Genomic DNA, 19,751 nt, shown 5'->3' with positions numbered 1-19,751 from the left:
AATCTCATTATTGTATATTATTTTATGAGATTATGAAACAGAAAAACAAGTTATGTATGAATTTTGAATATATCCTTGTAAAAAAATACAAAAAGTCCTGCGACGATGATAAGCAAGCCTATAATCTTATGCAATGAAAGGCTTTTGATAGGCAAGCCAAACGCACCTAAATGATCAAGCACCGAGCTTGTGAGAATCTGTCCCAAGATGATGAGTAAAAACATATTAGCAAGTCCAATTTTCGGGGATAAAAGTATTGTGCCAAATACAGCAAACGCCCCTAAAAATCCACCTAAATATTTCCACCATTCTTGATGTAAAGTTGCCTTTAGCGTATGGGTATTGAGCATACCATAAGCGTATGCTAAAAGACATAAACACAATGTCCCTATGCTAAAAGAAATAAGAGCAGCAACTAAAGAAGCATTTGAAAGTGATTTGCTCAAAGCCGCATTAATCGGTGCCTGTATTGCTAGGGCTACTCCTATGCAAAATGCAATAATATAAAACATTATTATGTCCTTGTATGATTTTCTTTGATTATAACATAAGAGTTGTTTTGCGGATTTTCTAGTCTCTCCTATGCCCTTGCTGTTGCGATGTAATCGCCACATTCGCACGAAGTGCTAATCCACACTTGCAAAGGGTCTTGCTTTGCAAATATAAAATCTGCTTCGCACCATTCAATCCCGAAGGAATTTAATCTCGCAAAGGGCGATAGCCCTTGAGGACAAAAGGATACACTTGATGACTAAGACGTTGTCTTATTCATCAAGTTAGTTTTTAAGGTAGAGAATCTCTAGTCTCCCCACAAGTGAGGTAATTCTCACTTGCATAAAAAATAAATCGCACAATAATAAAGGAATGGGTAGAGTTTATCTATTTTTATAAGGAACAAATTGATGCGATGAGTCTAAGTATAGACTAGCGCTAAGGCATAAGTGGGTATCTTGGCTTAAGTACTTACGCCCTACCCTACTTTTAGAGGCTGTGGGTATATAAAGGCATTTAGTGCTTTTCTATTTAGCATAGATACTTAAGGCTCTTTTAAGGTCAATTTTTCCCTCATAAAATGCTTTTCCTATGATAACACCGCTGATATGTGGATTCTTATTAAGAATCTCTAGTTCATCAACATTTGCAAATCCTCCACTTGCAATAGTATAAATGCCACTATGACAGGCAACGTCTTGGGTAAAAGATATATTAATCCCGCTTAATGCCCCATCGCGATTAATATCCGTGCAGATAATAGCCTGCACCGGACTACCTGCGAATTGTTGTGCTAAATCCTTTGAATCCATAGCACTCTCTTCTGCCCAGCCCTGTGCTGCTACTTTGCCATTACGTGCGTCAATACCCACAGCTATGGGATAACCCTGTGCCATTTCTTTGACAAATTCCCAATGTGTTAGTGCTATGGAGCCAAGTATGAGCCTTGACACCCCCATTTGTGTGTAAAGCCTAATCGTTTCCTCATTGCGAATCCCCCCTCCAAGCTGCACCTTAAGTGCTGTGTTTTGCACGATATTCTCTATCACTCTTAGATTTTGTGGCTTACCTGCAAATGCCCCATCTAAATCCACGATATGCAAATATTTCGCACCCATATCAGCAAACTTTTTAGCAAAATCCAATGCTTCACCATAAATCGTAGCACTCTGCATATTGCCCTTAAAAAGCCTCACTGCTTTTCCATCTTTTAAATCAATCGCAGGATAAATATCAAGTGCCATAACCTACTCCTTTATGGGCTTAACAATATCATTATACATCCATTCAGCGCACCACCCTACAAATGCTAAGACCAAAAATGTATAACGTGCATTAAAATAATTATCCGACATAGATAGCACAGAGGTGCAAATGAAGCAAATGAGTATGCCGAGAATAAGCAGGGCAGAATTCATATATTCATAGAATCCAAAGAGTTCTTTATGTTTTAGCATTACCCATATAAGTAGTCCTACACCTCCTAAAAAAGCGACAATATCGCAATACACATAAATATTATCTCTAAAATAATAGGGCTGCAGCGATAAGCCAAAAAGCATTACAATGATAACATTAATCGATGGGCGCATACCATAAAGTATTTTACCAAGCTGGCTATTGTGACTAGGGCGCATAGTGAAAATTTCAAACAATAACGGGATATATACAAAAAATATATATACACAAGCAATAAGCAAAATACGTGGCAAATAATCGCTCACAAGCTCAAAAAAATTACGATGATAGATGCTTCTCTCAATCGCAAACATATCCATAATATCTTCCGTTTTAGGCACATATACGCTTTGCAAAATGAAAAGATACATAAACACAACACTTAAAATCAGTATAAATATATGCTGCAAGATATTGCTTGTATGATACCAACTACTTAGAATCACAAATGCCCCACTTAGCACAAATCCACATAAAAATAAAAAGATACTCAAATGGTCATAAAGCTGATTATCGCGGATAAAGATTAAAAATAAATGCGAAAAAGAATGTGAAAATTGTGAAATAAATAATGTAAGATTGGTAAAAACAAAAAGCGAGAAAAAAGCAAGCGAGAAGATTACGCTAATACGTGTGGGTTGATTCATTCTTTATCCTTAAAGTATTAATGATTCCTTAAAAAATATCCATCTATACCATCAGCCATACCTATGGCGACAAGCTTTTGATATTCCTTTTTGGCAATCAGTTTTCCCTCAAGCTTATGTGATGCATAGCCAATTTCGATTAAAACAGAAGGCATAAGCGCACCAGCTAATACCCAAAATGGTCCCTCTCTCACGGCTCCATCGTGCGTATTATGCTGTCTCCTTACCTCATTAAGAATGCCAGATTGAATCTCAATAGCAAGTTTATGTGAAGCGACAATATGATAAGCACTAATGGTATTCAAAAATGATCGCGTTGCAAAGTGGCTCATCGTCTCTATATCACCTTGGTTTTCTGCTTTGGCTACTTGTTCAGCTCGCTCACTTCGCGCAGGAGAAAGGAAGTATGTTTCCACTCCGCTTGGTGTTTTAGCTGAATCTTTGGGGATAGAATTTGCGTGTATGGATATAAACAAGTCTGCATTTTTGGCATTGGCAAACTCTGTGCGCTTACGTAGGTCAATATAGACATCACTATCGCGTGTCATATATACTGTATAGCCACGATTTTTTAGCTCATCTTTGAGAATCTTTGCCACACTTAGCACGATAATTTTCTCGCACACATTTTCTACGCTTTTTGTGCCACAATCCTTACCACCATGCCCTGCATCAACAACTATCTTTTTACCATTGCCAACCTTTGATGGGGCAGGGGTATTCTGCTTGGATTGTGCAGTATCTTGAGCTATTTGCTCTTTTTTGGGCTTTTGAGGAGTTGGTTTTATGGATGAGTTCTTTTCATTGGGCTTTGCTATTGGCTGCTTTTGCGGAGTGTCTTTGGGCTGTTTTAGATTAGTTTGTTGTGCTTCTTTAGTGTCTGTTTTTGGTTTAATAAACACATAGAGATTCTCTTTTTCCTTTACAATCTCATAAGTTAATTTTGGTTGTGTAGTAATCACTATACGCACGATTTGTGGGGTATTTTGAGCTACTTGCAAAGTGGAATTATCTTTGAAAATAAAATTACGGCGCGGGATAGTGAGATTGGCTTCAAAGTCTATAAAACTCTTATTATCTTGTAGTTTTTTAACTTGCCAAGTTAAATCGCTAATGTCTTGAGTAAAAACAATCTTAAGACTCCCATCACCAAAGGGAACCATTCTCACAATGCGATGCTCACCCCATAAACATATCATTATAAGGCATAAACTTACCGCAATCCTCCACATACACGCCTCTAATCTTGGACCAATTCAGCAATAATTTCCCTCACAGGCTGAATCTTTTGGATTCTATATCCATTTGCCCCTGTAAAATACAAGCCATAATTTCTATCTCCCATATATCCACGCCCTAAGGAATCCGCTATACAATAACCCACTTTCTTTGCCTCTACACCCCGATGACAAGGCGACACGCAGTTGCTAATGCAGCGAATCTTTGGTGCATCACCCTGTGCCATTGCTTCAAAAATCCCTGTTTTCACAGCGCGAGCAGGATAGCCCACAGGTGATTTTACAAGCTCAATATCTTCTTTTTTGACAGAAGGCATTAAATCTCTATACGCTATGGCATCGCATTCTTGGGAACCAAGCCAACGAGTCCCCATCTGTACTCCGCTTGCACCCAAAGCCATCATTCTATTAATATCGTTTCTATCCCAAATACCTCCAGCGGCTATAACAGGGATACTTCCCCATTTTTGCGCTTCATCAACCACTTGCGGTAGGACATTTTCAAGCTGATATTCTTCTTTAAAGCAATCCTCATAGCTAAAGCCTTGATGTCCGCCACTCAAAGGTCCTTCTACTACTACCGCATCGGGGATTCTTGCATATCTATCCATCCAACGTTTACAAATAATCCTTAATGCCTTTGCTGAAGAGACGATAGGCACAAGGGCTACATCGGGGAAGTTTTTGGTAAATTCAGGCATATTGGTGGGCAATCCCGCACCTGTTACAATGATATTCGCCCCCGCTTCACACGCATCTCGCACAACTCGCCCATATTCATTAATCGCATAGAGTATATTTGCTCCTAAGGGCTTATCACCACAGATTTTACGTGCATTTTTAAAAATCTCATTTAAAGCTTGTTTTGAATAAAAATTAATCGCCTCAAAAGGCTTAGAATTGGTAATTTTTTCGACAAATTGCATTTTTTGATAATATCCTGTGCCAACTGCACTGATAATGCCTAATGCACCCTCTTTGGAGACATTTCCAGCAAGTCTATCCCAGCTGATACCTACACCCATACCCCCTTGAAAAATCGGGTATTTAATCGTGTGTTTTCCTATTTTGAGCGGTTTTAATCCCATTATATCCCCTTATGAATAATCACTTTTGCAAAACGTCTTTTGCCAATTTGGATAATGTATTCCCCCGCTAATAAAGTAAGATTCTCATCATTTACCTTTTGCTGATTGATTTTCAATGCTCCTGCACGTATATCTCTACGAGCTTGCGAGGTAGATTCACAAAGTTTAGCCATCACAAGCACTTTGGCTATCCACTCACCACTATTACATTTAAATGTCGCTATATCAGCGGGAATTTCATTTTTACTAAAGACATTGTCAAATTCTATTTTAGCTTGTTTTGCTAAATCAATGTTATGATAACGTGTAGTTATCTCTAAAGCGAGCTGTTCTTTTACTGCTTTAGGATGTGCTTCTCCTGCACTTACTCGCTCTTTAATCTCTGCAATTTGGGGCAGTGAGAGTGAGGAGAGGAGTTCATAATATCGCCACATCATCTCATCACTTATGCTTAGAATCTTCGCATACATTGTATTTGCAGATTCAGTAACGCCAATATAATTATTCAGTGATTTACTCATTTTCTGCACGCCATCAAGTCCCTCTAATAATGGCATAGTCATTACAGATTGCTCTTTGTCTAAACCATATGCCCTTTGCAAATGCCGCCCTACCAAGAGATTAAACTTTTGGTCATTGCCTCCTAGCTCAATATCACAATTTAACGCCACAGAATCATAGCCTTGTAAAAGCGGATACATAAATTCCACCATAGAAATGGGTTGTTGATTGTTGTAGCGCTTGGTAAAATCATCTCGCTCAAGCATACGTGCAACGGAAAATTTTGAAGTAAGGGTAATCATTCCTGCTGCACCTAGCTCATTAAGCCATTGAGAGTTAAAACAAATCTCTGTATGCGTAGGATTAAGCACCTTAAAAACCTGCTCCTTATATGTGAGGGCATTTGCTGCTACTTGCTCCTTGCTAAGAGGCTTTCTTGTCTCGCTCTTTCCAGTAGGATCGCCAATAGTCGCGGTAAAATCCCCGATAAGAAACTTCACATCGCCTCCATAACGTTGAAATATCGCAAGTTTTTGCAAAAGCACAGTGTGTCCTAAATGCAAATCCGGCGCAGTAGGGTCAAATCCAGCTTTGACACAAAAGCGCTGCCCTGTGGTATAGAATCGCTCCACCAAACTAGCGATATACTCCTCCCCTATAAATTCCACACAACCTCGTGAAATCTCTTGCAGAGCTTCTTGTATTTGTGTTTTCATTGCTTTCCTTTCTAGCTTGAATACGCGTCTTTGAGATTACTCAATGCGATAATCTTGTATCTTTTGTAAAGTAAATCTTTTAATTCCTTTACATCATTTGTCTTGCTCTCAAAACAGATCTCACAATAGGTAGAAAATTGACGATTAAGCACATCATAATCCACGCTTACGATATTGCAATCATATTTAGCCAAGATACCACATAGTTGAGCCAAAACACCTCGTTGATTTTCTAGTGCAACAATTACTTTATACGTTGTTTTTTGCTCATTTGCCCATTGCACAAAGAGCATTTCGCTTCCTTGTTCTATCTCATTTAATGCCCTTTCGCACATTTTATGATGGATATATGCTTTTTGGGCTGTTTTAATCGCTAAAATATTATCGCCATATTTGGGGTGGCAGCAGTAGTCAAAAATCACTTCATTGATATTGCGATTAGTCTGCACAATGATATTATCAAATACAAGAGGCTTTAGCTTTAGCATATTGATTTTAATTTTTCCTAAAAAATTTGCCTCACGTGCGAAGTTTTCCCTAATGCTATTTTTTACTTCTTTTAGAAATACCAAATCCGAGGCGGCTCTATGGATATGAGAATCTAATTTATTCTCTTTAAGATAGGTTTTGATAGTCTGCAATGAACTATCAAAAATGGTTTGTAAGATATGAAGTGCTACTTTTTTATCAATTTCTTTAAGCTTTGTCTGGCATTGAATCCGTATATGGTTTTTTGCTTTAGAAGTCTTCACCGCATCAATCCACGTGCAGCGTGGGCTAAGCTTTTCTCCATCTTGAGATACCACAATACGCACAATATCACCATTTTTAAGGGGCTGGAGTAAGGAGGCTTTTTGATGATTGATAAAGGCTTCTTTGGCATTATCGCCTATATCACTATGCACCGCATAAGCAAAATCAAGTGCCACTGCACGCACGGGGAGATTATAAATATCTCCCGCAGGAGAAAATACCACCATATCTTCTTTATATAAATCATTCTTTGCGAGTTCATAAAACTCCTCAATGGTGTCATTTTGGTATTGCAAATTATTGAGCCATTCTAAATTTGGCTCAATACCTCCGCTTTTGTATTTCCAATGCGCTGCTACACCATATTGTGCAGATTTATGCATATCAAAAGTGCGAATCTGCACTTCATAGATACTTGCTCCCTCAAAAATCGTCGTATGGATTGTTTGATAGCCATTTTCTTTAGGAATAGCGATATAATCCTTAAGACGTGAGATCACAGGCTTTAGCTGCAAATGTAAAAGCCCTAATACTTTATAACATTCTAAGTTTGTAGGCACGATGATTCTAACAGCGAGCAAATCAAGAATCTCATCGATACTCACACCCTTACGCTGCATTTTAAGAAAAATAGAGTAATAACGTTTCACGCGACTTTCAATGCTAAAATCCTTTTGTGTAAAGCCATTTTGCAATAAAATTGTTGTAATTTTTTGAGTAAATTCATTGAGTTTTAGCGTAATAGATTGATTATTTTCTCTAATATATGAATCGATTTTTTGGTAATCTTTAGGGAAGATATAAAAAAAACTTCTATCTTCTAGCTCATTTTTAAGCGAAGAGATTCCTAATCTATGAGCGATTGGGGCATATACCATAAGTGTTTCTTCTGCGATACGTTTTTGCTTATGTGGAGGGAGGGCATCAAGGGTGAGCATATTATGCATTCTATCGCTAATCTTAATCACAAGAGCGCGAATATCTTTTATGGAGGCAAGCAGCATTTTGCGGAAGCTTAGGGCAGAGGCAGTAAGCTTATCATTAGGATTATGGCTTAGCTCCTCATTGCGAATCTCTACGATTTTGGTTAGTGCATCGACCAAATGTCCCACGTCCCAATCAAATTCTGCCCTTATGTCTTCAAGCGAGCATAATGTATCCTCTACTACATCGTGTAATAATGCTGCACAAAGCATTGTTTCATCACCACCATAGAATGCCACAATACACGCCACGCACAATGGGTGTATCACATAGGGTATTCCACTTATACGAAGCTGTCCTTGATGTGCTTGTATTGCCATATCAATGGCTTTTTGCACTTTAGGCGTAATATTTGTAAGTGATTGAAGTCTAGCGATAGCAGATTCTATATCGTTAATTTGAGCTATTTGGGCAAAAAAATCCAAAAGTTCTCCCTAGTTTCTATCCTCAATAGAACTAAGCTCTATCTTGCCTTCAGCAATTTCGCGCATAGCAATATCAGGTAATTTATGGAGTTTAATATCCATATCTACCAAAGGTTTTGCACCATTTCCTAGTTCTTTCACACGCTCAAAAATAAGGCTTGCAAGTATGTATCTATCATCTTGCACCCTTTTAAGAGCTTTTGCAGCAATTTCTTCTGTCCGTAATGTATCCATAGCTATCCTTTACTTTTTTGAGAAATATATTAAATATTGTAGATTCTATCGTGTTTTTTATTTGATTTTGCTTTAGACTATTTGACAACGGAGCAAATGCCTTTATCAAACTTCACTAAATCAAGCAAATTACCTTTTTTAAACATATTGCATACCAAAATCGGCAATTTATTATCCTTAGCCAATGCAATAGCAGTATCGTCCATCACCTTAATATGATCGCGCAATGCCTCATCATAGCTAATACTTTCAAGCATTTTTGCATCGCTAAATTTATGTGGATCTTTATCATAAACACCATCAACCTTTGTCGCCTTGATAATCACATCTGCCCCGATTTCCACCGCACGTAAAGTCGCTGCACTATCGGTAGTAAAGAATGGATTCCCCGTGCCAGAGCCAAACACCACTACACGTCCCTTCTCTAAATGTCTTATAGCACGGCGATAAATATAGCTTTCACACACTTCTTTGATTTCTATGGCACTTTGCACCCGCACATCTACGCCTAAATATTCTAAAGCCTCCTGCATAGCCACTGCATTAATCACCGTGGCAAGCATACCCATATAATCTCCGCTTGTGCGGCGGATAATGCCTCCTTGTGCGGCGGATACACCACGTATGATATTACCTCCGCCGATGACAATACCTACTTCCACGCCATTATCTACAAGCGTTTTAATCTCACCTGCGATATATTCTAATATTTTCACATCAATGCCAAACCCGCTATTACCCGATAATGCCTCGCCTGAAAACTTTACTAACACGCGTTTATAGCCCATATCCTATCCTTTTATTTTAAGTTTGCTATCTTAACGCAAAAGCTTAAACTATGGATTTTATTTAGTTAGCAAACACAATTCTGTATTGAAATGCTTTCACAAAAGTAAATAGCAAATTGAGCTAAGTGATTTGCATTGCTTTTGTAGGAGTTAATAGTGATTAATGGACAAAAAGCCTCACACCCAGCTCCCCACATTCAAAGAATAAAAGCCACGCAAAGCATACAAAGCAAATCCCACAGATTCTATCTATTATCATAAACATACGTGCATTGATATATGCTCGAGCCACACTCCCGCAGATGATAACGCACACAAAAGCACTAAAAAGCGAGCACCATAGAGCGATTAAACCTATTTTTATGTCTTCATTGATAAATGGCGTAACTAAAAATATGAAAAATAAAATCGCCTTTGGGTTGGAGAGATTAAGGATTAAGCCCTGCCAAAAGCCATCTTTGCGGATAGAATCTGCAGATTCTAAAGCATAAGTTTGAGGGGTGGAGCTAAGTATTATAAAGCCTAGATAGAGCAAATAGCTTCCACCAATAAAGCTTAGGCAAAACTGCATTATGGAGGTATTGAGCCAATGGACTAATCCTAGGTAAATAATGCCTAGATACACAATCCAGCCACTTGCGATACCCAATAACACTTTGAATCCTTGCAAGATACCAAAACGAAGCGTTACTTTCAAAGTAAGCAAAATATCAGGACCGGGCGTAATAGCAGCAAAAAATCCCATCAAGCAAAGGAGAATGACTTTTTCTATATATTCCATAAAACAAATCCATTTCTTAAGGTCTGTGATTATACAATTCTTGCTTTAAAATAAGTCTTTTTTCAAACAATATAGGCTAAAATAAAGCCTTTAGAAAACTATGGGAGCGACGATGGAAAGCCTACTAGAAGATAAAAGTATAGACATAAAAATTGATGATTCTATTAAAGAGAGTTATCTTGATTATTCAATGAGTGTGATTGTAGGGAGGGCGTTACCTGATGCAAAAGATGGCTTAAAGCCTGTGCATAGGAGGATTCTGTATGCGATGAATGAGCTTAGTCTCTCGCCTCGCCGCCCTTATAAAAAAAGTGCAAGAATTGTGGGTGATGTAATTGGTAAATACCACCCGCACGGCGATACAGCAGTATATGACGCGCTTGTGCGTATGGCGCAAGATTTCTCTATGCGGCTTGAGCTTGTCGATGGACAGGGGAACTTTGGCTCTATTGATGGCGATAGTGCAGCGGCTATGCGTTATACAGAGGCTCGAATGACAGCTGCAAGCGAGGAAATGCTCCGTGATATTGATAAGGACACGGTGGAGTTTGTGCCAAATTATGATAATACGCTCAATGAACCCGATGTGCTGCCTACAAGATTCCCAAATCTGCTTGTAAATGGCTCAAGTGGTATTGCAGTGGGTATGGCGACCTCTATCCCACCACATCGCATTGATGAAATAATCGATGCACTTATTTTTGTGATTGATAATAATACGCAAGATGTCGAAGATGTGCTTGATATAGTGCAGGGACCAGATTTCCCAACAGGTGGCATTATATATGGCAAATCCGGTATCTTAGAGGCGTATCGTACGGGCAGGGGGCGCATACGAGTGCGGGCAAAAGTGCATATTGAAAAAACAAAGACAAAAGATGTGATTGTGATTGATGAAGTGCCCTATCAAGTGAATAAAGCAAAGCTTGTAGAGCAAATTTCTGAATTAGCAAAAGAAAAGGTCATTGATGGCATTGCAGAAGTGCGCGATGAGAGTGATAGAGAAGGCATTAGGGTAGTTATTGAACTCAAACGCGATGCGATGAGTGAGATTGTGCTCAATAATCTTTTTAAATCCACAACGATGGAAAGCACCTTTGGCATTATCCTCCTTGCGATCAATAATAAAGAGCCAAAGATTTTTAATCTCCTTGAGCTTTTGCAGATTTTTATTGCCCATCGCAAGACGATTATTATCCGCCGCAGCATCTTTGAGCTAGAAAAGGCAAAAGCAAGGGCGCATATTTTGGAGGGGCTTATCATCGCCCTTGATAATATCGATGAAGTGATTAAGACTATTCGCTCTTCAAAAGATACTGAAGATGCTAAAGTGGCGCTAGTGAGTAAATTTAATTTAAGTGAATTGCAGGCAAAAGCCATACTTGAAATGCGTCTTCAACGCCTTACAGGCTTAGAGCGAGATAAGATTAATGAGGAATACGCACAGCTCCAAGCACAAATTGCCTATTTAGAATCTATCCTCAAAAGTGAAGAAAAGTTAAAGAGTATCATTAAAGAGGAGCTTTTAGAAGTAAAGGAAAAATTTAGCTCCAAAAGACGTACACAAATTGAGGAAGATTATGATGCGATTGAAATAGAGGATTTAATCCCTAATGAAAAGGTTGTGGTTACAATGAGCCATCGCGGCTATGTCAAACGTGTGCTACTTAAAACCTACGAGAAGCAAAATCGCGGAGGTAAAGGCAAAATCAGTGGTAATACACACGATGATGATTTTATAGAATCTTTCTTTGTGGCAAATACGCACGATACGATTATGTTTGTTACCAACAAAGGACAGCTCTATTGGCTTAAAGTTTATAAGATTCCCGAAGCTGGGCGCACAGCCATCGGCAAGGCGGTGGTAAATCTTATCAATCTTCAAGCCGATGAGAAAATTATGGCAACTATCACTACTACGGACTTTAACGCCGATAAATCGCTTGTATTTTTTACCAAAAATGGGATTGTCAAACGCACAAACCTTAAGGAATATGGCAATATCCGCAGTGTAGGTGTGAGGGCGATTAATCTTGATGAGAATGATGAGCTAGTAACCGCACATATTATAGATTCAAATGTCAAAGAGCTATTTATTGCCACATATAAAGGTATGTGTATCCGCTTTAGTGTCAATGAGCTGCGTGAGATAGGACGTGTAAGCCGTGGGGTGAGCGGTATTAAATTTAAAGCAAGCGAGGATTATGTCATCGCGGCTACGACTATTACAAGCGATACAGATAAATTGCTTACCGTGAGTGAGCGAGGTATCGGTAAGCAGACACTTGCAGGGGAATATCGCTTACAATCTCGTGCAGGTAAGGGTGTCATCGTCCAAAAACTCACGCCAAAGACAGGGAATCTCGTGAGTGTCGTAAATATCAATGACGAAAATGCAGATTTGATGGTGCTTACAAGCTCGGGTAAGATGATACGTGTAGATACCGAAGCCATTAGAGAAGCCGGACGCAATACAAGTGGCGTGAAAATTGTCAATGTGGGCAATGATAAAGTAGCTTATGCAAATGTTTGCCCCAAGGAGCAGCAAGAAGATGAAGCAAATAATGAAGAGGGGCAAATCCTTTCATAAATGGGGTATGCGTAATTGGCTCATAACTATATTTCTCTGTGTAGGCTTATATGGAGCAAATATACTTGATGAAATACCCCATAATGAGAGCTTTGAAGATGTGGAGGTGGAGATTCTTATTAGCTACAAAATGACAAGTAGGAATAATCTAGCAGAACGTGAGAGCTACTCTGTATCGCACGTGATGAATTATCAAGGGGATAAAAATCATAAAGTAGCGGGGGAATGCGAGATTGACGCGAGTAAATATCCTATAATGGACGATATGCCCTATTTTATCACCACCATTCTTAAGCGAGAAAAAGAACAAATGCTAGAGTGCTTATTTGCACACGAGGTATATGTGCGTGAATCTACTGCGGGGAGAAATAATAGTCTAAATTCACGAGTGCGGCTAGAGATAGCCCCTACACGGGTGCGTGCAAAACTTGTGGATAAGAGCATTATTGTCTATATCCTCTCAAAGGAGAATGTATGAAAATAGCCATTGTTGAAGATGATATTAACTACCGAAAGTCCTTAGAAACAGCGTTTGAGGACTATAAAGAATATGAGGTTGTAAGCTTTAAGAATCCAAAAGAAGCGCTCAAAAAGCTTGATGATAGCTTTGAACTTGTTATTACCGACATTAATATGCCTCAAATGGACGGCTTGAGCTTTTTGCAGGAGCTTGATGGGCGATATGAGGCAATAGTCATTACCGGTAATGCGTCTGTGCAAAATGCGATTAAATCCATTCGTTTGGGCGTAAAAGACTTTTTGATTAAAGGTTTTGAAATAGAAACGCTCATTGAAGCCTTGCAAAGAAGCTCAAAAATCCGCCAAATCGCACATAAAACAAATAAGCCTAGTGCTTCTAAAACCAATCACAAAGATTTTATCGCCTCTTCTCCAAAGCTTGAAGAAGTCAAATCTCTTGCGCTAAAGGTAGCCACAACTGATGCAAGTGTGCTGCTTTTAGGGCAAAGTGGAGTAGGCAAAGATGTATTTGCAAACTTTATCCATCGGCATTCTCATCGCGCACAAGCCCCATTTATCGCTATCAATATGGCAGCAATCCCTGAACACCTCTTAGAATCTGAGCTTTTTGGCTACGAAAAGGGGGCTTTCACAGACGCTACAAGTGCTAAACCGGGGATTTTAGAGGACGCTAATGGAGGGAGTGTATTTTTAGATGAGATTGGTGAAATGCCCTTAACCCTTCAGGCAAAGCTTTTACGTGTCCTGCAAGAGAAAAGCCTTACACGGCTTGGTAGCTCAAAGCCTATCAAAATTGACGTGCGCTTTATCTCCGCTACGAATGCCGATATACACGCAAAAATCGCTAAAAATGAGTTTAGGGAGGATTTATTCTTTCGATTGCAAACCATACCTTTATCTATCCCTCCACTCAAAGAGCGCAAGGAAGAGATTTTGCCTATTAGCGAGTGGAAGCTAGAATCTGTATGCGAGCAATACAATCTCCCCAAAAAGCGGTTTTCCAGTGAGGCTAAAGAGGCGCTTTTAGCCTATGAATGGTATGGTAATGTGCGTGAGTTGCTTTCTGTTGTGGAGAGGGCGGGGATTTTAAGCGATGGGGAGGAGATAACTCCAAAAGATTTATTTTTAGAAAGTCGCGCAAAGGCACTTGGTGGCGTGAGTAACACAGCGGAAAAAAGCAGTATCGCTGAGCTTGAAAAGAAGCTCATTAAACAAACACTTTTAGAATCTCAAAATGACTTGCAAAGGACGAGTGATATATTGGGTATGAATCTAGAGCTTTTAAAGCATAAAATCGCCCGATATGGAATCTCATAGGGACTCTTTCCTAGCTATTTGCGCTTCAATCTACTTTTGCACTTAACAAAATATAAACAGCCAAAATAATAAAGTGATATTGAGCCCATCTTCTTTATAGCAAGGAGAGCGCTTTGCTTTTTATTAATATGAATGAAAAGCAAAGTAAAAACCTATGTTTTCAAATGCCAAGAGTTGCATTTCACAAAGTGTAATAGAATTCTGTGTCATCTTTATTTTTTATTTTGTTATACAATCACTCAAACATATTTATTTTTAGGAGTTGAAATGAAAACATCATATCTTGTTCTACCATATCTTACTCTGCTTGGAGCTGCGGTTATAATGAGTGGCTGCTTCTCAAGTTCGCCCAATATGGCTGAATCTAACATTCAAATCGCTCAAGTGTGTAATACACCTCAATATGATATCATCTTAGGTAAAATAGAATCAAGCAAAGGCAATGTATTGCCCGCAGAGGAATTTAAAAGCATTTTGGAAAAATCTCTAATCGATAACGGTTGTTTTAACATACAATCAAAATCAAGCGATACGACATATAGGCTTGATGTCAAATATAACCTAGGTATAGAACAGACAAAGGAAGATACAAGCATTGTAAGCTCTAAAGACAATGTAACGCTTAAAAGCGATGTGCAGTTTAATCTCTATAAAAAGACAAATACCATTCAGCAAAAGGCAACAAGCACATTAAAACTAAGTGAGAAAAAATATCTTGGCTTGGGCGAAGATGTGCAAATCACACAAGAACAAAAGGAAGATGTCCTCAAACGTTCCTTTAGGACGATTTTTGCTAATCTCTCAAATATGCCAAACTAAGGAGTAAGAGTGCTAGTTGCTATCGTTGGTAGCGGATATGTGGGGCTTGTGGCAGGGACGTGCTTTGCGCAAATGGGAAATAAGGTCATTTGCTTAGATGTAGATTCTCAAAAGATTGAGCGCTTACTTAGAGGGGAGATTCCCATCTATGAGCCGGGCTTAGAATCAATGATAAAAGAAAATGTCGCACTAGAGACATTGCATTTTACCACGGATAAAAAGTTTGCCCTGCAAAATGCGGAGGTGATTTTCATTGCGGTAGGCACACCTATGGGCGAAGATGGCAGCGCGGATTTATCCTATGTGGAGAGCGTGGCTGCAGATATAGGCACATATATAGAATCTAGCTATGTCGTAGTCGTAGATAAAAGCACCGTGCCTGTGGGCAGTGCGAGGAAAGTCCGCAAGATTATAGAATCTGCCCTACAAAATCGTGGCATTACGCCTATTAATGGAGATTCTCAAAGCTCAAGTGCCACATCTACACAAGCTTTTGATGTGGTAAGCAATCCTGAATTTTTAAAAGAGGGTGTAGCGATTAAAGATTTTATGAGTCCCGATAGAGTGGTGATAGGAACAGATTCTAATCGTGCGCTAGAAGTGATGAAAACCCTGTATGCGCCATTTTTGCTCAAAAGCGATAGATTAATCGCGATGGGAATAGAATCCGCAGAGATGACAAAATACGCCGCAAACGCGATGCTTGCGACAAAGATTAGCTTCATCAATGAAATGAGTCAAATCTGTGAGCGTGTGGGGGCAAATATCAATGATGTGCGCTTGGGGATTGGCTCGGATTCTCGCATTGGATATAGCTTTATTTATCCGGGCTGCGGCTATGGCGGGAGCTGCTTCCCCAAAGATGTAAGAGCATTAGAGAAAAGTGCAGCAAATTATGGCTATGAAGCGCAGATTCTAAAAGCAGTGCAAAATGTCAATGAATCCCAAAAAATGCTTTTGGTAGAAAAGATTATGCGGCATTTTGGGGAAAAGCTAGAGGGCAAAAGCTTTGCTGTATGGGGGCTTAGCTTTAAGCCTGAAACTGATGATATGCGCGAGGCAAGCTCTCTTGTCCTAGTGCGTGAGCTGCTAAAGAGAGGGGCAAAAGTCAAAGCATATGACCCAAAGGCACAAGCTCAAGCTCAATTTTATTTTAAAGATAAGCTTAATTCTATCACTTTAGAATCAAGCAAATATGACGCCTTGAAGGGCTGCGAGGCATTAGTGCTTTTGACAGAATGGAGGGAGTTTAGAAGTCCAGACTTTGAGGAGATAAAAAAGCTTTTAAACAATCCTATCATTTTTGATGGGCGCAATATCTATCAGCATTGCCAACTTGCAAATAAGGGCTTTAGCTATTATCAAATAGGAGTAAGCAATTAGCTTAAACCTCTGCTCAAATAGCCTCTGCCACTTTTTCAAGCATTGCTAAAAGCTTTTGTGCGCTGTCAAACTCGTCCTTTTGCAATGTGCTAGGGTTAGCCCCCCATTTTGCGTGTAGGTATGGAATCCCCGCATTCTTAGCCGCGCCTCTATCTTTCGCACCATTACCCACAAATGCACTTTTTTCAAATGGCGCATTTTGCAGAATCTTATGTATCATCATTGGGCTTGGCTTCGATTCTATACCTATTTGTGCACCTAAGATACTATCAAAAAATGCAAAAATCTTATGCTGCTCTAAAATCCCTCCCAATGTATGCTGCGGCGCATTTGAAGCAATGGCTAAAGAATAGCCCCTTTTCTTGCATTCTCTTAAAAGCCACTCCACACCCTCAAAAAGCCTTGCTCCATCATTATAGGCTTTATCAAAATATGATTCAAAGCCTACCTTATAGCTAGGGAAAGCAAAATCATCTATCTCATAAAATACTTTCGCACACGACACATTGGGCGTATGTGCAGTTTGTTTGATAAACTCATATTCTAAAGGTGCTAGATTCCTATCCTTTCTAATAGCATTTACCGCTGCACATATACAATCCTCGCTATCAATGAGTGTGCCGTCCATATCAAAAATCACATTGAGCATATTATTCCTTTTTGCAAAACTTTAAAGATTGTAGCAAAAGAAAGCTTATTGTCATACTCTCTTCTTCAATCTCAAAGCTTATGATTGCTTTCAATAGGCTCTTTGGAAGTTTGCTTGCGATAGATTCTTAAAAGTGAGATAAAAAACGCAGTGATGGCAGGACCGATGATAATCCCCCAGAATCCTAAGCTTGTAAGCCCTGCTAAAATAGCAAAGAATATAAGCAATTCATTGATTTTGACTGAGGTTTTGAGAATCTTTTTATTAATGATACCAATCAAAATAGGCTTAATCACATTATCAATCACCACCGCACACACGATAAGGGCATATAGGGCGATGATAATAGCATTTTGCGTATGTCCTAAATAAAATTCATATCCTGCAAGCGGTAGCCACACCAAAGCCCCGCCCACAATAGGCACAATCGAGGCAAGTCCATAGAGCATACCGCAAAACACGCCATCATAGCCAAAAAATACAATCATCGCGCCAAAGGCAAAGCCCTGCAAAACGATATTAAGAATAGAAGTATAGAACACAACCTTAATGGTATTTGTTACCTCACTTAGCACTGATGCAATTTGCGTATTTTCAAAAGGTATAAGCTCGATAATATAAGCATAGGCTTCCTTGCCATAAAGAAAATAAAAAAATAAAAATACGATAATAAATCCCGTATCTATCATAAATCCCAAGCTTGATTTGCCAAGGGCAGAGCTAAAATTCAGCACATAGCTTAGAATCGATGAGGCAGAAATGCTGCTTAGGACATCGCTTAACTTTGCTTTCACATCAGGGAAAGAATCAAAAAGTGCAAGAATCTGCGCCTTGCTCCCATCGATGAAGGCACTAAAAGCGGCGGGATTAAGCGCGAGTTCAGTAGCGGAGGCAATGAGACTTTTAAGCAAGAAAAACAAAGGCACTACAAGAAAGAGCACCAATATACACACACTAATAAAGGAGCAAATCACAGGATATTTGATAAATCTTGCAAGATAATTATATAAGCCAAATGTGGCGATAGAGATTAAAAGCGCAATGAGAATATCCATTAGATACGCTTCATATATGTAATACATAGCATACGCGCTTACGCCAAACACAAGCCAAAAAAATGTAATCGCCTTCACTTAAAGCCCTTTGTGGTGTAAATTCAAAAATGATTCTACTTAGAGAATCTTAATAGGTATCTCTTATGCGCATAAAACCAATAGACTTTATGGCTATTATGGGGAGAAGCAAGTTAATTTTTATCTTTATGAGATGTTGTAGCTATGGAGTGAGAGGGAATTCAACAGAAACTATGGAGGCGGGGGGGGGTATGCCTTTTTTATAAAAGGCTACATAGTGCAAGTGTAAGCCTTACCCTTCACTTGCAAGATCAAGATTATGTAGCACTTTAGTTAATGAGACTAGGCTACAACAGGGTGTGAGCCATCTCTCATATCTGCACCGATATTTGAGCGATTTTGATTGCCTAAATCACTCCACACGATACAACCATCAGTAGGACAAGCATTAGCACAAGCAGGTGCTTCATTATGTCCTACACACTCCACACACTTGTCTGCATACACATAATAAATGCTTTCACCTGTGGGATTATCATCATCATCGACAATCGCACTTACAGGGCATTCATCAATGCACGAACCACAAGCAATGCAAATATCTGTAATCTTTACAGCCATAATTTCTCCCTTATTTGTTGTTTTAATATGGGTAAAACCCAGCACGAAGTATAATGATTTTAATCTTAAAAAATACATAAAAATAAGAATCTATATTTTGCCTAAGCCTTAATGCCCCCATATTAAAGCTATATAGGGAGAAGGGCATTGTAGGGTTTATTTATTTTTTATTGACAGCTATCAAAAAGGTAAAGAAAACTACAAACAATACAATATAGATTTAAGATTATTATCAAATAAAAACTATTATTTTGGTTAATCAAAAATCGCCTAAAGTTTTATATACTTGCGCGGTTTAACATCAAACAAAAAGGACAGATATGCCTTATAATCAAGATTTAGGAAAGTTCATATTACGTTTATGCGTAGGTGGGCTTATGCTCTTTCACGGGATTCACAAGATTCTTAATGGTGTAGGAGGGGTAGAAAGCTTGATAGCAGATCAAGGATTACCCGGATTCCTTGCCTATGGTGTGTATATCACTGAAGTGCTTGCGCCTATTATGATACTCATAGGCTATCAAGTGCGTATAGCGGCTATCGTAGAGGCTTTGGGTATGGTTGTGGCGATTTATTCAGTGCAGGGATTTGATATTTTCGCACTTAATAATCAAGGGGCGTGGGTGATAGAATCTCAACTGCTCTTTATGCTCCCCTGCATTGCCCTTGCGCTCATTGGTGGGGGCAAATATGGCGTGAGCTTTAGAAGTTAAG

Annotated in this window: 19 protein-coding genes; 6 read left to right on the top strand and 13 right to left on the bottom strand. The window is 39.1% G+C overall.

What is annotated here, in order from left to right; genetic code table 11:
• Positions 1-50 precede the first annotated feature (50 nt).
• The 10 genes from V3I05_RS06920 to V3I05_RS06875 all read right to left on the bottom strand — a co-directional run bounded on the left by V3I05_RS06920 (position 51) and on the right by V3I05_RS06875 (position 10,105).
• Entirely contained in the window at positions 51-512 is a 462-nt protein-coding gene (locus tag V3I05_RS06920) for a DMT family transporter (protein WP_295699568.1), read from the bottom strand.
• A gap of 507 nt (positions 513-1,019) precedes the next feature.
• A complete protein-coding gene (hisA, locus tag V3I05_RS06915) occupies positions 1,020-1,736 on the bottom strand; it encodes a 1-(5-phosphoribosyl)-5-[(5-phosphoribosylamino)methylideneamino]imidazole-4-carboxamide isomerase (protein WP_295699570.1) in 717 nt (238 codons plus the stop codon).
• 3 nt (positions 1,737-1,739) lie between these two features.
• Positions 1,740-2,597, bottom strand: a complete 858-nt coding sequence (locus V3I05_RS06910; protein ID WP_300451581.1) for a hypothetical protein — start codon at positions 2,595-2,597, stop codon at positions 1,740-1,742.
• A gap of 17 nt (positions 2,598-2,614) precedes the next feature.
• Positions 2,615-3,829, bottom strand: coding sequence for an N-acetylmuramoyl-L-alanine amidase (locus V3I05_RS06905; RefSeq protein WP_343353090.1), 1,215 nt, complete (start codon positions 3,827-3,829; stop codon positions 2,615-2,617).
• A gap of 8 nt (positions 3,830-3,837) precedes the next feature.
• Positions 3,838-4,923, bottom strand: a complete 1,086-nt coding sequence (locus tag V3I05_RS06900) for a nitronate monooxygenase (protein WP_300448624.1) — start codon at positions 4,921-4,923, stop codon at positions 3,838-3,840.
• Positions 4,923-6,140: a tyrosine--tRNA ligase gene (tyrS, locus tag V3I05_RS06895; protein ID WP_300451575.1), complete on the bottom strand. Its 1,218-nt coding sequence runs from the start codon at positions 6,138-6,140 to the stop codon at positions 4,923-4,925. Before tyrS ends, V3I05_RS06900 begins: the two co-directional genes overlap by 1 nt.
• 11 nt (positions 6,141-6,151) lie before the next feature.
• Positions 6,152-8,302 (bottom strand): RelA/SpoT family protein, encoded by a 2,151-nt coding sequence (locus V3I05_RS06890; protein WP_300448618.1) that lies wholly within the window; start codon positions 8,300-8,302, stop codon positions 6,152-6,154.
• Between the two features lie 9 nt (positions 8,303-8,311).
• The gene (locus V3I05_RS06885; RefSeq protein WP_295699581.1) at positions 8,312-8,536 is read right to left on the bottom strand and encodes a DNA-directed RNA polymerase subunit omega; all 225 of its coding nucleotides are present in this window, start codon (positions 8,534-8,536) and stop codon (positions 8,312-8,314) included.
• A gap of 77 nt (positions 8,537-8,613) precedes the next feature.
• Entirely contained in the window at positions 8,614-9,324 is a 711-nt protein-coding gene (gene pyrH / locus V3I05_RS06880; RefSeq protein WP_295699583.1) for a UMP kinase, read from the bottom strand.
• 160 nt (positions 9,325-9,484) lie between these two features.
• A complete protein-coding gene (locus V3I05_RS06875) occupies positions 9,485-10,105 on the bottom strand; it encodes a LysE family translocator (protein WP_300448613.1) in 621 nt (206 codons plus the stop codon).
• A gap of 112 nt (positions 10,106-10,217) precedes the next feature.
• Here V3I05_RS06875 and gyrA point away from each other — a divergent pair, with 112 nt between their 5' ends.
• From gyrA to V3I05_RS06850, 5 genes are all read left to right on the top strand, one after another.
• Positions 10,218-12,695 (top strand): DNA topoisomerase (ATP-hydrolyzing) subunit A, encoded by a 2,478-nt coding sequence (gene gyrA, locus V3I05_RS06870; protein WP_343353087.1) that lies wholly within the window; start codon positions 10,218-10,220, stop codon positions 12,693-12,695.
• Positions 12,658-13,173, top strand: coding sequence for a hypothetical protein (locus V3I05_RS06865; RefSeq protein WP_343353085.1), 516 nt, complete (start codon positions 12,658-12,660; stop codon positions 13,171-13,173). Before gyrA ends, V3I05_RS06865 begins: the two co-directional genes overlap by 38 nt.
• A complete protein-coding gene (locus V3I05_RS06860) occupies positions 13,170-14,492 on the top strand; it encodes a sigma-54 dependent transcriptional regulator (protein ID WP_343353083.1) in 1,323 nt (440 codons plus the stop codon). The genes V3I05_RS06865 and V3I05_RS06860 overlap by 4 nt, the downstream gene beginning before the upstream one ends.
• Before the next feature lie 267 nt (positions 14,493-14,759).
• Complete coding sequence (locus tag V3I05_RS06855) at positions 14,760-15,311, top strand: hypothetical protein (protein WP_343353081.1); 552 nt, start codon at positions 14,760-14,762, stop codon at positions 15,309-15,311.
• Positions 15,312-15,320: 9 nt separating this feature from the next.
• Positions 15,321-16,694 carry a UDP-glucose/GDP-mannose dehydrogenase family protein gene (locus V3I05_RS06850; protein ID WP_343353079.1) on the top strand — a complete coding sequence of 458 codons (1,374 nt, stop codon included), beginning with the start codon at positions 15,321-15,323 and terminating at the stop codon, positions 16,692-16,694.
• A gap of 13 nt (positions 16,695-16,707) precedes the next feature.
• Here the strand turns inward: V3I05_RS06850 and V3I05_RS06845 are convergent, their stop codons facing one another.
• The 3 genes from V3I05_RS06845 to V3I05_RS06835 all read right to left on the bottom strand — a co-directional run bounded on the left by V3I05_RS06845 (position 16,708) and on the right by V3I05_RS06835 (position 19,037).
• Positions 16,708-17,343, bottom strand: a complete 636-nt coding sequence (locus V3I05_RS06845) for an HAD family hydrolase (protein ID WP_295699598.1) — start codon at positions 17,341-17,343, stop codon at positions 16,708-16,710.
• 71 nt (positions 17,344-17,414) lie between these two features.
• On the bottom strand, positions 17,415-18,476 hold the full coding sequence (locus V3I05_RS06840) for an AI-2E family transporter (RefSeq protein ID WP_295699600.1): 1,062 nt from the start codon (positions 18,474-18,476) through the stop codon (positions 17,415-17,417).
• A gap of 282 nt (positions 18,477-18,758) precedes the next feature.
• Complete coding sequence (locus V3I05_RS06835; RefSeq protein WP_300448590.1) at positions 18,759-19,037, bottom strand: DUF362 domain-containing protein; 279 nt, start codon at positions 19,035-19,037, stop codon at positions 18,759-18,761.
• A 320-nt stretch (positions 19,038-19,357) separates the two neighbouring features.
• Between V3I05_RS06835 and V3I05_RS06830 the strand changes: the two genes are divergently transcribed.
• Positions 19,358-19,750, top strand: coding sequence for a DoxX family protein (locus tag V3I05_RS06830; protein ID WP_343353076.1), 393 nt, complete (start codon positions 19,358-19,360; stop codon positions 19,748-19,750).
• Position 19,751 lies beyond the last annotated feature (1 nt).

Origin of the sequence: Helicobacter mastomyrinus (assembly GCF_039555295.1) — a bacterium.
Lineage (GTDB): Bacteria > Campylobacterota > Campylobacteria > Campylobacterales > Helicobacteraceae > Helicobacter_C > Helicobacter_C mastomyrinus.
This window is presented reverse-complemented; position numbering and strand designations above follow the sequence as displayed.

What these genes read in the sequence shown, in the direction of transcription:
- V3I05_RS06920 (WP_295699568.1), bottom strand. Translation starts at nt 512, where the DNA reads ATGTTTTATATTATTGCATTTTGCATAGGAGTAGCCCTAGCAATACAG.
- hisA (WP_295699570.1), bottom strand. Translation starts at nt 1,736, where the DNA reads ATGGCACTTGATATTTATCCTGCGATTGATTTAAAAGATGGAAAAGCA.
- V3I05_RS06910 (WP_300451581.1), bottom strand. Translation starts at nt 2,597, where the DNA reads ATGAATCAACCCACACGTATTAGCGTAATCTTCTCGCTTGCTTTTTTC.
- V3I05_RS06905 (WP_343353090.1), bottom strand. Translation starts at nt 3,829, where the DNA reads ATGTGGAGGATTGCGGTAAGTTTATGCCTTATAATGATATGTTTATGG.
- V3I05_RS06900 (WP_300448624.1), bottom strand. Translation starts at nt 4,923, where the DNA reads ATGGGATTAAAACCGCTCAAAATAGGAAAACACACGATTAAATACCCG.
- tyrS (WP_300451575.1), bottom strand. Translation starts at nt 6,140, where the DNA reads ATGAAAACACAAATACAAGAAGCTCTGCAAGAGATTTCACGAGGTTGT.
- V3I05_RS06885 (WP_295699581.1), bottom strand. Translation starts at nt 8,536, where the DNA reads ATGGATACATTACGGACAGAAGAAATTGCTGCAAAAGCTCTTAAAAGG.
- pyrH (WP_295699583.1), bottom strand. Translation starts at nt 9,324, where the DNA reads ATGGGCTATAAACGCGTGTTAGTAAAGTTTTCAGGCGAGGCATTATCG.
- V3I05_RS06875 (WP_300448613.1), bottom strand. Translation starts at nt 10,105, where the DNA reads ATGGAATATATAGAAAAAGTCATTCTCCTTTGCTTGATGGGATTTTTT.
- gyrA (WP_343353087.1), top strand. Translation starts at nt 10,218, where the DNA reads ATGGAAAGCCTACTAGAAGATAAAAGTATAGACATAAAAATTGATGAT.
- V3I05_RS06865 (WP_343353085.1), top strand. Translation starts at nt 12,658, where the DNA reads ATGAAGCAAATAATGAAGAGGGGCAAATCCTTTCATAAATGGGGTATG.
- V3I05_RS06860 (WP_343353083.1), top strand. Translation starts at nt 13,170, where the DNA reads ATGAAAATAGCCATTGTTGAAGATGATATTAACTACCGAAAGTCCTTA.
- V3I05_RS06855 (WP_343353081.1), top strand. Translation starts at nt 14,760, where the DNA reads ATGAAAACATCATATCTTGTTCTACCATATCTTACTCTGCTTGGAGCT.
- V3I05_RS06845 (WP_295699598.1), bottom strand. Translation starts at nt 17,343, where the DNA reads ATGCTCAATGTGATTTTTGATATGGACGGCACACTCATTGATAGCGAG.
- V3I05_RS06835 (WP_300448590.1), bottom strand. Translation starts at nt 19,037, where the DNA reads ATGGCTGTAAAGATTACAGATATTTGCATTGCTTGTGGTTCGTGCATT.
- V3I05_RS06830 (WP_343353076.1), top strand. Translation starts at nt 19,358, where the DNA reads ATGCCTTATAATCAAGATTTAGGAAAGTTCATATTACGTTTATGCGTA.